Raw genomic sequence first — 14054 nt, 5'->3', positions numbered from 1 at the left:
ACTTTGGACAAGATGAATTGTGGTCTAGGTTTTGCCCAGATCAGGGAACCGCCGGCTAGAAACGGCACCCCGTGGGCAGGAATAAGATGCATAAAGAACCGGGGACTGTCCCCGCAAAAGATCCTTTGCAAACGCCGTTGACGATCAAGTCGGTAACGTTTCGAAATCGTATTATAAGCACAAGCCATGCCTGTGGTCTTGAGCTTAACGGGATGCCCGCTGAAGCCTACCAACTCTATCATCAGGAGAAGGCAAAAGGCGGTCTGGCCCTTTCCATGTTTGGCGGATCTTCCAATGTTGCGAAGGACTCGCCCAATGTGTTCCGCCAGCTGAATGTCGGCACGGACGAAATCATTCCCTACTTGATCGAGTTCAGCGAGCGCATGCATCGAGAAGGTGCGGCGCTCATGTGCCAGATCACTCACCTTGGACGCCGGGGCGACGCCAACATCGGCGATCGCCTGCCCACGATTGGGCCATCTGTCATCCGCGAAACGCTGCACCGCAACATCCCGCGGGAAATGGACGAAAATGACATCCGGCGTGTCGTCACGAGCTATGCGGACGCCGCCCGCCGTTGCAGAGATGGTGGTCTTGACGGAATAGAAACCATGGCCGCCTCTCACCTGATAGGCCAATTTCTCTCTCCAACTACCAACCGCCGAACCGACAAATATGGCGGATCGCTTGAGAACCGCGCTCGCTTTGGACTGATGGTGCACGAAGCCATTCGCAAGGCAGTCGGCGACACCTTTATCGTTGGGTTGCGTCTGAGCATCGATGAAAATGAGGAAGAAGGGATGACGGCCGATGATTGCATCGCGGCCGCGCTCTTGTTCAAGAACCATGGTTCCGTCGACTTCTTCAACGCAATTTACGGCACTATGGATACCTACCGAGCTTTGTCCGAGGACAATATGCCGGGGATGGGAACTCCTCTTGCGCCGTTTGTAGAGGCAGTTGGAGCGTTCAAGCGTGAGGTGGGCCTACCGGTCTTCCACGCTACACGCATATCGGATCTCGCATCTGCCAGATATGCGGTGAGCACCGGCAAGGTTGATCTTGTGGGTATGACGCGTGCTCAAATCGCCGATCCCCACCTGGTTAGAAAGATGATTGAAGGGCGTGAAACGGAAATTCGCCCCTGCGTGGGAGCTACGCATTGCCAATCGTCGGCTAAGCCTGCCTGTCTACACAATGCATCAACTGGTAGGGAAAAATACCTTCCTTACAGGATTCCGAAAATCGACGGTAAGCGAAAGTCAGTTGTCGTGATCGGCGGTGGGCCAGCTGGCCTCGAGGCTGCACGCATCTCGGCGGAGCGTGGCCACGACGTCACCATCCACGAAGCGGCACCAGACTTCGGTGGCCAAGTCCGCCTAGGCGCGCGCGGCTGGCGCAAGGACCTTCTATCGATCGTTGACTGGCGGGTGTCGGAGCTTGAACGACTGGGCGTTCGTATGCACCTCAACAGTTATGTCGAGGCGCAAGATTTGCTTGAGCCTCAGGCGGACGTGATCATCGTCGCAACCGGTGGCATGCCGCTGATGGAAGTCGGAGGAATGGAATTCTGCACGAGCGCATGGGATGTAATCGCTAAGCAGGTCAAACCGACAGGCAACTGCCTCGTATATGACGGAACCGGCCGGCATCCCGCCCTGCTCTCACTTGTCGAGACTCTCGAGGCGGGCGCTAAACCGCTGTTTGTGTCCATCGACCAGCAAATTGGCGAAGAACTGACTTATGCGGAACGCCTCTATTGGCGCAAACGGTTGGCTCGTCAGCCCGTCGATTACAAATTCGGGAAACGGCTAGTTTCTTTGAGTAAACCGAATTTCGCGATCAGCGCCGTGCTCGTGGACGAGATAACGCGTGAAGTCGAAACCATATTCGTCGACATGGTCATTTCCGACCAAGGTAGCACCCCAAACGACGAACTTTTTAAGGCCTTGCGAGATGGCTCTGACAACCAAGGCTTCATCGACATTGATGCCTTTGCAGCCGGTGCAGCTCAGCCAGTATCAGCCGGTCAAGGCTACAGTCTTTATATGATTGGAGATGCTGCGGCGAGTAGGAACATCTACGCGGCTGTGTTAGACGCGGCCAGGATTTGCACCACTTTGTAGCTTTGTGTGAAAATACTAACAGTACATATGTTGGCGAAAAACATGGAAGAAACCTACGATTACATTGTTGTCGGAGCCGGGTCGGCGGGATGTGTTGTCGCAACCCGCCTCGTCTTGGCAGCAAAGCGAGTCTTGCTCTTGGAGTGCGGCCCAAAAGACAACGACCCTTTCATCCAGGTCCCAGGTGGTTTCGTAAAGGCCATCAAGCCTAAGCGCACCTTCATGTTCAAAACAGAGCCGCAGCCCGGGACCGGAAATAGAAGCCTCACAATTCCTCAAGGGCGAACGCTTGGTGGAGGCTCATCTGTCAATGCGATGATCTATATCCGCGGCCAAGCGCAAGACTACGATGATTGGGCCGATCTGGGATGTAAGGGGTGGGACTATGAGTCAGTCCTTCCGGCATTCAAGAAGTGTGAGCAGAACCAAAAGTACGCTGACCGCTATCATGGCACGGACGGACCGCTGGCCGTTTCTGACAGCGGCTATCGCCACCCCTTGAGTTACGCGTTCTTGCGGGCTGCCCAGGAGGCCGGGTATCGGTACAATGAAGATTTCAATGGTGTTGCCCAAGAAGGCTTCGGATTCTATCAGACGACAACACTGAACGGTCGCCGCGGCTCGACGGCAGGCCGTTATCTAAAACAGGTCCGCAGCAATCCCCTGCTGACCATCCGCACTGGAGCAGAAGCTAGCGCAATTTTCCTCGAGAACGGCGCCGCCTCCGGTGTCCATTATCGAGTTGGCGGACGTGCAGCGACGCTTGCGAGAGCCAATGAGGAGGTCATCCTGTGTGCTGGGGCGCTGAACACCCCGAAACTCCTAATGCTCTCTGGGATTGGACCAGGTAAGCACCTGCAAGATTTCGGCATTCCGGTGATCCGGGAACTGCCTGGCGTCGGAAAGAACTTCCAGGATCACGTAGCGGCTTCAGTTCACGGCGTCACGGATAGAAAAATCTCGCTTTATCGACAGGACAAGGGATTAGCCGCGCTCAAGAACGCGCTGATCTATTTGCTTACGGGAGGAGGGGTCCTCTCCTCAAACATTGTCGAAAGTGGCGGGTTCCTCGACACAAACGGCAGTGGTCGGCCTGACATTCAGTTCCACGTGACCCCAGCCCTCGTGGGTGACGCCAACCGTACGCCGATGCCTTATCACGGAATATCGATCAATCCGTGCGTCCTCCGCCCGACATCTCGGGGTGAAGTCACGCTGGCCAGCAGAACTATGTCAGATCAGCTTGTGATTAGAGCCAACACGCTCGGCACCGACGATGACGTTGATACTCTCCTCCGAGGCATTGAAGTAGGCAGAAGAATTCTGTCCTCACCGGCATTTCAGAAGCTTGGTTTCTCGGAGTTTTCTCCAGGCTCATCAGCAACATCCCGCGACCAGGTCGTCGAGTACATCCGACGTGCAGCTAAGACCGTCTATCACCCGGTAGGCACCTGCAAAATGGGCGCGGACGAAATGGCTGTCGTGGATACGCAACTGCGGGTGAGGGGGGTTTCCCGTCTGCGTGTCGCTGATGGTTCGGTAATGCCGACACTGGTCAGCGGAAATACCAATGCCCCTTGCATAATGATCGGAGAGAAATGCTCCGAGTTTCTACTGGGCAATTAAGGGAGTGTTCCCAATGCCTCAACAAAGCAACCTCAAACAGAAGGGAATGAAAAATGAGAGTTTTTACCAAAACAGCGCTCGCGTTCGCCGCGCTTACCTTGTGCGGTGCAGCCGCGCCAGCTCTCGCTGACGATTGCGGAACCGTCACGATCGCCAGCATGAACTGGCAGAGCGCTGAGGTTCTTGGAGCACTTGACCAGTACATTCTCAAGCACGGTTACGGTTGCGACGCACAACTCGTCGCCGGCGATACAGTGCCGACTTTCGCCTCCATGGTTGAGAAACAACAACCCGATGTGGTCTCGGAAGGCTGGGTTGGTTTGTTGCCCGACACCCTTCAGAAAGGCATCGACGGAGGCAAGCTCGTCGTTATGGGCAAGGCCTTGTTGGACGACGCGCAGAACGGATGGTTTATTCCGCGCTATTTTGCCGACAAGCATCCCGAAATTAAATCAATTTTCGACGCCATGAAGCACCCGGAGCTGTTCCCGTCACCCGATGACCCATCCAAGGGAGCGGTCTACAATGGTCCGCAGGGTTGGGGTGGCACGCGGGTAACGGCCCAGCTCTTCAAGGCTTATGGTGGCGAAAAGGCAAACTTCACTCTCGTAGACACGGGTTCTGCGGCCGGCCTGGATGGCTCGCTAGTTAGGGCTTACGAGCGCAAGCAGCCTTGGCTTGGTCTCTATTGGAGCCCGACCGCGATCCTCGGGAAATATGACATGGTCATGCTTGACTTCGGCGTGCCCCACGATGCAGCGGAATGGAAGCGCTGCAACACCGTTGCGACCTGCGAAGATCCCAAGCCGAACGCATGGCCGAAGGATCAGGTCGAGACGGTCATCACCGCCGATTTCGCGAAACGCGCCACACCCGGCGTGACGGAATATTTGCACAAACGCACCTGGGACAATGCCACGGTGAACAAAGTCCTTGCGTGGATGACTGACAACCAGGCTCCAGGCGAGGACGGCGCGAAATACTTCTTGAAGAACAATGAGCCGATTTGGTCCAAATGGGTCTCACAGGACGCGGCTGAGAAGATCCGTCAGTCCCTGTGACACCCAACGGCTCGGCAGCCTCCCACTGCCGAGCCTACCTTTTTCGAAGGAATACCAAGCATGTTTGGCAAGGACTTTCCCCAACTTAACGACGATCTATTGCGAGCAATCAAGCAGACGGTCGATCAAAGCTTCCTAAACTTCACCAGAAGCTATGGAGATACCATCGAGTGGATTTTCTCGCCCTTGGCGTTCCTTCTGAACGCCAGCGAACGGATGTTCACAAATGCACCTTGGCCCGTCGTCATAGCGGCATGTGTTTTGGTGGCCTGGCTAGCGACACGCAAACTAAGCGTTTGCCTGTTCGTGGCTAGCACGCTGGTTCTCATCGGGCTCTTCGACATGTGGGAAAACACGATGAAGACGCTGTCGATGATCTTGGTAAGCACTCTGATCGCCATTGTTGCCGGTCTACCGATCGGTGTGCTTATGGCTCGATCTGATCGGGTGCAACGCGCGATCAACCCTCTGCTTGATGTGATGCAGACCATGCCAAGTTTTGTCTATCTTATCCCTGTGGTAATGTTGCTAGGCATCGGTCGTGTGCCAGGGCTAATCGCCGTCGTGATATATGCTGTGCCGCCGATGATCCGCCTTACCAACTTGGGGATACGCACGGTAGACGCCGACATTTTAGAGGCCTCGGACGCGTTTGGCGCGTCGCATTCTCAGAAGCTCTGGACCGTTCAATTGCCGCTCGCGATGCCAAGCATCATGGCCGGCGTGAACCAGACAGTAATGATGGCGCTTGCCATGGTCGTTATTGCATCGATGATTGGGGTTCAAGGTCTTGGTCAGCCGGTGCTAAGAGCGATCAACAGCCAGTACTTTACGCTTGGCATTTTCAATGGGCTCGCGATTGTAGGCATAGCGATGGCGATCGACCGGATCACACAGGGATACGGTGCTCGGCTGCAAAAACATATAGGAGCCCAGAATGGCTCCCGATAATTTGTGTTCTATTGCAGTCACAAGTCTGTACAAAATCTACGGACCGGACCCAGACAAGTCTATTGATCTGCTTCGAGATGGCGTCACTAAGGAAGAGATCCTAAAGCGAACCAACAATGTTGTCGCTCTTAATGACGTCAACATTCGGATCCCGTCAGGCTCGATCCAGGTCATAATGGGGTTGTCGGGCTCGGGCAAGTCGACCCTCGTCCGGCATTTCAACCGCCTTATCGACCCGACCGAAGGCTCCCTCATCGTCAACGGCGTCGACGTCATGAGCCTAAGTCCCGCCGAGCTGCAAAGATTTCGCTCGTACCAGACCGCGATGGTTTTCCAAAGGTTCGCCTTGCTTCCCCACAGAACGGTGCTGGACAATGTCATCTACGGTCTGTCGCTCAGACGACCTCACGTTCGCGACGCAGTTGATCGCGGCATGACATGGCTCAAGCGTGTAGGCCTTGAGGGATATGAGAAGCGGTACCCAAGCCAGTTGTCTGGTGGTATGCAACAGCGGGTTGGCTTGGCGCGGGCGTTAGCCATGGATGCCCCGTTGCTTCTGATGGATGAGGCGTTCTCTGCACTAGACCCAATCATCCGCGTCGACATGCAGAACATTTTATTAAAACTTCAGAAAGACCTCCGTAAGACGATCGTCTTCATCACTCATGATCTAGACGAAGCATTACGCCTTGGCGATCAGATAGCTATTGTCAAAAGTGGCGAGATCGTCCAGCAGGGCACTGCGGAACAGATATTGACCAAACCGGCGACAGACTATGTCAAAAGCTTTGTTGGGGAGGTCAACCGGGGACGTTATCTTCGGGTTGAAGCTGGCATGGTGCCGTGGGTCGGTGGGACAACTAGACCTGGTTTGACCGTGCCATTGGGAACGACGCTTGAGGCCGCCCTGAAAACGATGGCGGAGCACGAAACAGCAAGCGTTTGCGTGCTCGATGAGCGGGAGTCCCCGGCAGGAACTCTCCACCTGAAAGCCGCAATAGCCCTGACCGTTCGATGAAGCAAACATCTGGAACCGCATTATGATTGAACGAATTGATTACCCACGCACGGACCTTCTTATCAACGGAACCTGGCGCCCCCCGACCGGTGGCCGATACGCTGCCGTCCTTAATCCAGCGACTGGAGCAGAGATCGGATCAGTTGCGATAGCCTCGCGAGAAGACCTGATCGAGGTGGCGGAGTGCGTTCTGTCGGGGCTCAAAACCTGGAACGGGATGCCTTTGTTGAAGCGGTACGCAATAATGCGCGACGCTGCGCAGAACCTGCGGTCGCGAGTAGATCTGATTGCCCCGTTGCTCACGCTGGAACAAGGCAAGCCGCTTCTTGAGGCGAAAGCAGAACTGAACGCCGGTGCCGACGTTATCGAATGGTTTTCGGACGAGATGCGCCGAGCTTATGGCCGAACCATACCTTCCAGACTGTCCGGTGTGTTAAACATGACTATCAGCCGGGCAGTCGGCCCGGTTGCCGCTTTCACGCCTTGGAACTTTCCAATAAATCAGGTGGTACGCAAGATCTCTGTGGCCTTGGCGGCAGGATGCTCGATCGTGGTGAAGGGACCCGAAGAGACGCCTGCTGCGCCGGCCGAACTTATCAAAGCATTCTTGGATGCCGGCGTCCCAGCAGGAGCCCTCAACTTGATATTCGGTGTGCCCAGCGAAGTCTCTGAGTTTCTGATCCCCCATCCCAATATCAAAAAGATTTCGTTCACCGGTTCGACGGCCGTCGGCAAGCATCTAGCGTCGCTCGCTGGCCGACATATGAAGCTGTCAACCATGGAACTGGGCGGTCACGCACCGGCAATCATTCTAGATGATGCCGACGTGCCGCGGGCAATATCAGTGTTGGCCACCGGAAAGTATCGAAATGCTGGCCAGGTCTGCGTGGCACCGACTCGATTTCTGGTTCAGGAAGGGACCTACGCGAATTTTGTAGATCAGTTCGTCGCCTTCGCCAGAAACATCAACGTCGGAAATGGTCTTGACCCGTCGACGACAATGGGACCGCTTATTCATGAGCGCCGGCGTGCAGCGGTAGAGGAGCTCATTACCGATTCAGTTGCTCGGGGCGCGAAAGTCCTCCATGGCGGCAAGCGCGTCGGAAACGAGGGGTTCTTTTTTGAACCCACCGTTCTCGCCGATGTGCCGCAAGATGCCAGGATTATGAATGAAGAGCCGTTTGGTCCTGTGGCAATTATGCAAAGTGTCCGCACGATTGATGATGCCATCGACGAAGCCAATCGCCTGCCGTTTGGACTCGCATCATATGCATTTACCTCGAGCCTCGCTTCATCGCATGAGATGGCCAATCGAATTGAGGCTGGGATGACCTCGATCAACTACAACGGTATTGCGTTGCCGGAACTGCCTTTCGGAGGCATCAACGACTCGGGCTATGGCTCAGAGGGTGGCTACAACGCGATAGAATCTTACCTTCACACCAAACTCGTGACCCAAGCCGCGAATTGGTAACCGCCACTACAAGCGTTCCGTACAGGAGAACAGATGTCTTACATATCCATGTCTATTCGTGCCGTTAGTGTCGTTCGTGGGTACGACGGAGACAAAAAGCTCACGACAGAGCTAAACGATCCCACGTTCAAAGAGAAAGTAATCAAGCTTGATCGCATTCTGTCATTCACCGAAGACTATATATTCATCTCCTGTCCGCATGATACAGTAGAACTCTGGGAGTACGAAGGCACCCTTGCTTATGTGAAGGCGAAACTGCACGCGGCCGGCCAGATGATCTGATAGCCTGATGTTGGCTTCCTGGAATAGCCAGTTGCGAAAGGCCTGCACAATAGGACTTTCCAACGCAGGTTGGGGGCATACCACAAAGTAGGCCAACGGACAGGGCATCTCCTTGTTAAAAGCGATGCTCAGCTTTCCACTGTTGAGCTCGGCCTGAACCAAATGACGGCTGGCAAGCGAACCCGGATCGAAATTCTACAGCCATCTATCTGCAGGAAGGGGCGGGTCGCGTCGATGTGGTCTATGCCATCGTTGTCGACCGCTGTCTTCCTAAGCCGCCCTATCGATCAAAGCGCCCGAATGCCTCTGGTTGGGCATCTCCGGCCAGGTTCCGACCGGCCAGGGCGCGGGCGTCACCACTTTCAGGTTCCGTGTTGCGTGCGGCGAGCAGTCGTATACCTCACGGTAGCATTTGGAGAAATGCGAGGCGGACACGAAACCGCTTGCGACGGCCACCTCAACGATCGGTATTGTGGTCTGGAGCAGCAGAAGCCTTGCGCGTTCAAGACGGAGCTTCATGTAATAGCGGGCGGGAGAAGAACCCATTTCGCTTTGGAAAAGCCGCTCGATCTGCCGTCGGGAAAGCTTCACCGCCGCGGCAAGCTGTTCCACATCGAGTGGTTCGATCAGATTGTCTTCCATCTTCTCAATGAGCAGCGCCACACTCGGGTTAATCCGACCCACGCGTGTTGCGAAGGGCCGACGCTGACGATCCGTCGGCTGGCGTACGCGGTCAACGAGCGCACGCTCGCACACTCCTGTTACCACCGCCTCCCCGTAATCGTGCTTGATGACACTGAGCATCATGTCAATCGAGGCCGTACCGCCGGCGCAGGTGTGGACGCCGCCGTCTACATCGTAGAGTACCATGCTGACCGAAGTGCTCCGGAACCGTTCGGCAAAGCCGGGAAAGTTCTCCCAATGAATGGTGCAGCGCCTGTCTTCGAGAAGACCTGCACACGCGAGCATATGGGCGCCGTTGCACAAGCTCGCGATCGCAACAGCCCGTTGCCGGCATTCCCGCAACCACGCCTCCGCTGCTCTGTTAACATGATCCTCGATGTGCAATCCTCCACAGACGATTGCCATGAAGGGCCGCTGTGCATCGGACAGAAGCCGCCGCTCCTCTGCGATTGAGCTGTCGACATCGAGTGTGAGGTCGCAACTCGCCGTGACTTTGTCGCCATTGGCAGAGACCAGCCGCCAGGAATATGCATCCTCGCCTACGACCGCGTTTGCCAACCTGAGGACTTCAATCGCCGAGGACAATGCCAGCAGCGTGAAATTTGGCACGAGATAGAACACAAACAGGCGCGATCGGCCGTCAATCCGGTCCATGAATTTTAGATCCCCTGATGGCAGTGTCCGCCTGCATTCCGGCTTCCGGGGCAACGGCGCTATTTGAGACAAGTATTGACGCAAGCCTTCCACATGGAAAGAATGGTTGCGACATCCTTACGGTAGATATGAGACACAGTCCGATGACGACAACGCACTCGCTTCGCCTGCACAGGGACACGGGCCTCGTGCGCGAGGCTCGTTTGACGGTCGGGTTCGTGCTTTGCCTGCGTTTCACCTTGTGCGCCTTCGCGAACTTCGTGGATGTGCTGCGCCTTGCCGCCGACGAGGGCGACCGCAGCCGCCCCATCCGATGCAAATGGAGCGTCATCGCCCCCAACATGCGGCCCATTTCGTCGAGCAGCGGCATTACTGTTCAGCCGCAGGAGACATTCGGCGACCCGACCCGGTTCGACTATATCGTCGTGGTGGGTGGATTGATCGACGAGATGGAACGCAACGACGAGCAGATTGACGCCTTCTTGCGTCAAGCCGCTGCCGCCCGTGTGCCGCTCGTCGGCTTGTGCACCGGCACATTCGTGCTCTACCGCGCCGGGTTGATGAAGGGGTATCGGGGCTGCGTGAGCTGGTTCCATTATGAGGATTTTAGGTCTCAGTTCGATGGGCTGAGACCGGTATCGGATCAGATCTTCGTGGTTGACCGCGACCGTCTCACCTGTGCAGGCGGCGCGAGCACCGCACACCTGGCCGCGTTTCTGATCGAAAGGCACGTTGGCAGGGCGCAGGCAACAAAGAGCCTGCACATCATGATGATCCCCGACGTGGAGAAAGGAGAGACGCTGCAGCCAGGCTTCGCGCTCGACTTCCAGACAAGCGACCCCATCGTGCACAAGGCGCTGCTTCTGATGCAGCAATGCCTGGACATGCCGCTTTCCATCGAACAAATCGCCCGCCAACTCAAAGTCGGCAAGCGCCGTCTCGAGCGGCGTTTCAGGGATGCGCTCGGCAGCTCTCCCTTTGCAGCGTTCATGGAACTGCGGCTCGCGCTCGTTCACTTTCTTCTGGAGAACACGGACAAGTCCATCGCCTCGATCGCGGCCGAAAGCGGCTTCTGCGATTCCTCGCATCTGAGTCGAATGTTCAGGCGCCGCTTCTCGATCGCGCCGCAGGAATTCCGCAAGTCCCTGTTGGGGCATTCGGCCGTGGCGGTGTGAGCTTGGCGGTGCAGGCGCAACTGCTATTTAGACCGAGGTCCTATCTGCTGCGCGGCGCGCCTCGCGAGTTGTTTGGCGAATTACTGCGCTTTATCCGCTCCGCCGCCCTGGGACGCAGCATGTAGGTGAAAATCAACGCGCCAGATTTTCAGGGCCAGAAGGAAAGCAAGCCCTTGGTACCCGCACCGGACGAAGATTGGGACTGGCGGCCTCACATCAGGTGGGAGCAGCAAATACCCGATCGGGCCTGGTCGGCACCCCGCTTTTCGATCCGCACGACACCCTGACGATCAGGTCAGTCTAAAGCACGATGCGCCGGCTACGCTTGCCCGCCTTGCCGGAAATGCGTTCCAGCAGCACCTTGCACCGAGGCTGCCGAATGTATCGGCCGGCTGGTCGATCACGGTCAGGAATGGCGAAAGCACCGCCAGATGCTCGACTTCATCGAAGCAGACCAGCGCCATGTCGTCGGGTGCCGACAAGCCGCGCTCACGGAACGTGACCAGCGCCATGTCGTCGGGTGCCGACAAGCCGCGCTCACGGAACGCCTGCATGGTGCCAACCACCGTCATGTTGTTACGGTGAAAATCGCCGTCGGCGTGGGAGCGAGGTCAAGCACCTGCTGTGCGGCGCGATAGCCGCCAATCTTGTCGACGGTCGTGCGAAGACCAATTCCCCGCGATAGGCGATGCCCGCGGCGGCCAGCCCTTCCTGGTATCCGCGAAGACGCTCGCGGCCGGTCGAGGTGTCGTCAGCGTCGGTGACATGCGCGATGCCGCGATGGCCTATGGCGATTAAAGCGTGTCGCGATTTAAGGGATTCAGGATTCCCCTTGATTTGAGTTCGTGATTCATTGCGGTTGAAAGGAGACCGCGATGGGCAAGCCGCTACCGCTTGAGTTGCGTCGGCGTGTTGTTGCGTATGTCGATGAGGGACATGGTCACCGCGAGGCTGCGCGCCATTTTCGCGTTTCGCCTCGCTTTGTGAACAATCTGATCAAACTGCGCAGGCAGACTGGTTCGCTTGAAGCGCGCCGGCAGGGCCATGTTGGCGGTGGCAAGCTTGAGCCGCATGCCGAGTTTGTCCGCTTGCGGTTGGCCGAGACCGGTGAACTGACACTGGATGAGCTTTGCGTCGAGCTGGAGGTGCGTGGGGTGAGCGTGCATCGCTCCAATGTCGGGCGCCTGCTCAACCGCCTGGGGCTCAGTCATAAAAAAAACTCTACAGGCCAGCGAGCAGCAGCGGCCCGACGTGCGCCAAGCGCGTGAACTATGGATTGGGCGGCGAAAGCGCTTCTTCAACAAGGCTTTGGCGCGACTGATCTTCATCGATGAGACGTCGACCAACACCAAGCTGACCAAACGCACCGGCTGGGCACCGAAGGGCGAGCGCTTCAGGACGCATGCGCCATTCGGCAAATGGCAGACGCAGACCTTCATCGCCGGACTGCGATGCCACGGTCTTGTCGCGCCGTGGATTGTCAACGCACCGATGAATGCCGCCATCTTCGAACGCTACGTCGAAACTCAGCTCGCTCCCGAACTGTTGCCCGGCGATGTCGTCATTCTCGACAATGTCGGCTTCCACAAGAACGAGCGCGCCGCACAACTGGTTCGCCAAAGGGGAGCCTGGCTCCTGTTCCTGCCGCCGTATTCGCCCGATCTCAACCCGATCGAGATGGCCTACTCGAAACTCAAGGCGCGGCTGCGAAAGAAGGCGGCCAGAACCTTCGACGCACTCTGCCAGGCTCTCGGCGATATCTGCCACCTGTTCGAGCCAGCCGAATGCAGAAATTTCTTCAAAGCTGCCGGATATGAGGCTAATTAATCGCGACAGGCTTTAGATGCTCGACCAGCTTGTGCGCCCGTCGCACTGTCGGAGACGATCAGATCGCAATCGAGACCGGGCAGGGCGCAGTCGATCAGGACATCTGTGCGCATACTTTGAAGTGATGCTTATGCATATGCGTGAGCAGCCGTCCGGAAAGAGAAGACCGAAGCCCTTTCCAGAGAACGCACTCAAAGTGTTGGAACAATTGGCGATGGATCATCGCAAATTGCCGCGGCCAAGGACGGTGGGAGCGTCAATTGGGATCCGAACCGAGTACGCTGAAGTTACGGCAGGCGCCTCGACCTCAGCGGTCGGCTCGTCCCGTGATTTATCTAAAAGGGCGAGACGTATGGGGCGTCAGGTCGGCAATCAGCGACCGGCTGCGAGATTAAGTCAAGAGATTAGGTAAGGCAGAATCCCTCGTCGTTGGTGATCGATAGTCAACCTGCTCTTCAGCGGGGGCACGGCTCGCTGCGGACAGCTTGTGCGTTCGCAAATACGGCAAGAAATACCAATTGGATCGAATGCTGCGCGATTGGATCTCAGCATAGACGAAGTCCTTTGCGTAGGCGACTTCGCAACCCAAAGCGATGGCGGAACGTCGTTGCGGAATGTTGAAACCTCCACTGCCCTTGGCAATTTCGGTAGCGACGCTCAAATAGCGGGCTCCATCGTGTCTCGGCAAGTTGGCGGATGATGCGCCCTGGCATTTCGAAAGCCTGATGCACGTTCCACAGCGGACAAGCAGCTCCGAAGCGGGCGAATTGCAATTTGCCCCGCTACGGCGCTTGGTGATGTTGCCAGCACGGTCGATGGGGGGCGAAGAACACAGCATCGTGTCGGGTGTTTTGGAAGGCCAACGCGGTGCTGCCTGAAGAATTTTAGGAGGGAAGGGAGCTATTTTCAGCTGTAGCAGACGTTTGCTTGCTACCACGCGTCGCACGGAGGTCGGACAAGCCAGAACATGCCCAAGCGTGGCTAATAATGGGCGTGGGGTATCGAGAGGGATTATTGTGGATCAAAACGCCATCGTCAGAATCGTTATATCTATCAAATACTTGTGTACCCATAGTAAAGAGTTGGGACCTGTGTCGAGTGACCCCTTGTGATCCTTCACGCTTCGGCATGATCGTATTTCATCAGTACTCTGTCGTCCCGATCGCGCTCGGATTC

At 56.6% G+C, this 14054-nt stretch carries 12 protein-coding genes and 1 pseudogene; 10 read left to right on the top strand and 3 right to left on the bottom strand.

Annotated elements, in window-relative coordinates; all coding sequences use genetic code 11:
• Window positions 1–86 precede the first annotated feature (86 nt).
• Genes DY251_RS16460 through DY251_RS16430 form a run of 7 tightly spaced genes read left to right on the top strand, consistent with a single transcriptional unit; the run spans window position 87 to window position 8538 of the window.
• Window positions 87–2126: an oxidoreductase gene (locus DY251_RS16460; RefSeq protein ID WP_116625026.1), complete on the top strand. Its 2040-nt coding sequence runs from the start codon at window positions 87–89 to the stop codon at window positions 2124–2126.
• 42 nt (window positions 2127–2168) lie between these two features.
• Window positions 2169–3752, top strand: a complete 1584-nt coding sequence (locus DY251_RS16455; protein WP_116625025.1) for a GMC family oxidoreductase — start codon at window positions 2169–2171, stop codon at window positions 3750–3752.
• A gap of 53 nt (window positions 3753–3805) precedes the next feature.
• On the top strand, window positions 3806–4813 hold the full coding sequence (locus tag DY251_RS16450) for an ABC transporter substrate-binding protein (protein ID WP_116624997.1): 1008 nt from the start codon (window positions 3806–3808) through the stop codon (window positions 4811–4813).
• Window positions 4814–4873: 60 nt separating this feature from the next.
• Window positions 4874–5764: an ABC transporter permease gene (locus tag DY251_RS16445; RefSeq protein WP_116624996.1), complete on the top strand. Its 891-nt coding sequence runs from the start codon at window positions 4874–4876 to the stop codon at window positions 5762–5764.
• Window positions 5751–6782, top strand: coding sequence for a quaternary amine ABC transporter ATP-binding protein (locus DY251_RS16440; RefSeq protein ID WP_116624995.1), 1032 nt, complete (start codon window positions 5751–5753; stop codon window positions 6780–6782). Before DY251_RS16445 ends, DY251_RS16440 begins: the two co-directional genes overlap by 14 nt.
• A gap of 22 nt (window positions 6783–6804) precedes the next feature.
• Window positions 6805–8256: an NAD-dependent succinate-semialdehyde dehydrogenase gene (locus tag DY251_RS16435; RefSeq protein ID WP_116624994.1), complete on the top strand. Its 1452-nt coding sequence runs from the start codon at window positions 6805–6807 to the stop codon at window positions 8254–8256.
• Between the two features lie 33 nt (window positions 8257–8289).
• Window positions 8290–8538 (top strand): hypothetical protein, encoded by a 249-nt coding sequence (locus tag DY251_RS16430; protein ID WP_116624993.1) that lies wholly within the window; start codon window positions 8290–8292, stop codon window positions 8536–8538.
• 270 nt (window positions 8539–8808) lie between these two features.
• On the opposite strand, the gene DY251_RS16425 is transcribed toward DY251_RS16430, so the two are convergent.
• A complete protein-coding gene (locus DY251_RS16425; protein WP_116624992.1) occupies window positions 8809–9876 on the bottom strand; it encodes a GlxA family transcriptional regulator in 1068 nt (355 codons plus the stop codon).
• Window positions 9877–10019: 143 nt separating this feature from the next.
• On the opposite strand from DY251_RS16425, the gene DY251_RS16420 reads away from it, so the two are divergent.
• Window positions 10020–11051 carry a GlxA family transcriptional regulator gene (locus DY251_RS16420; protein WP_116624991.1) on the top strand — a complete coding sequence of 344 codons (1032 nt, stop codon included), beginning with the start codon at window positions 10020–10022 and terminating at the stop codon, window positions 11049–11051.
• A gap of 290 nt (window positions 11052–11341) precedes the next feature.
• Here DY251_RS16420 and DY251_RS16415 read toward each other — a convergent pair whose 3' ends face one another.
• Complete coding sequence (locus DY251_RS16415) at window positions 11342–11623, bottom strand: substrate-binding domain-containing protein (RefSeq protein WP_116624990.1); 282 nt, start codon at window positions 11621–11623, stop codon at window positions 11342–11344.
• A gap of 303 nt (window positions 11624–11926) precedes the next feature.
• Here DY251_RS16415 and DY251_RS21800 point away from each other — a divergent pair, with 303 nt between their 5' ends.
• Window positions 11927–12319: a helix-turn-helix domain-containing protein gene (locus DY251_RS21800; protein ID WP_116624989.1), complete on the top strand. Its 393-nt coding sequence runs from the start codon at window positions 11927–11929 to the stop codon at window positions 12317–12319.
• Window positions 12303–12878 (top strand): IS630 family transposase, encoded by a 576-nt coding sequence (locus tag DY251_RS21795; RefSeq protein ID WP_245416004.1) that lies wholly within the window; start codon window positions 12303–12305, stop codon window positions 12876–12878. Before DY251_RS21800 ends, DY251_RS21795 begins: the two co-directional genes overlap by 17 nt.
• A 396-nt stretch (window positions 12879–13274) precedes the next feature.
• Here DY251_RS21795 and DY251_RS16400 read toward each other — a convergent pair.
• Window positions 13275–13695, bottom strand: a pseudogene (locus DY251_RS16400) (DUF2083 domain-containing protein); the annotation flags it as partial.
• Window positions 13696–14054: the final 359 nt, after the last annotated feature.

Source organism: Mesorhizobium denitrificans (genome assembly GCF_003403035.1).
Taxonomy (GTDB): Bacteria; Pseudomonadota; Alphaproteobacteria; order Rhizobiales; family Rhizobiaceae; genus Mesorhizobium_G; species Mesorhizobium_G denitrificans.
The sequence above is the reverse complement of the archived record's forward strand: the minus strand, read 5'-3'. Positions and strand labels throughout refer to the sequence as shown.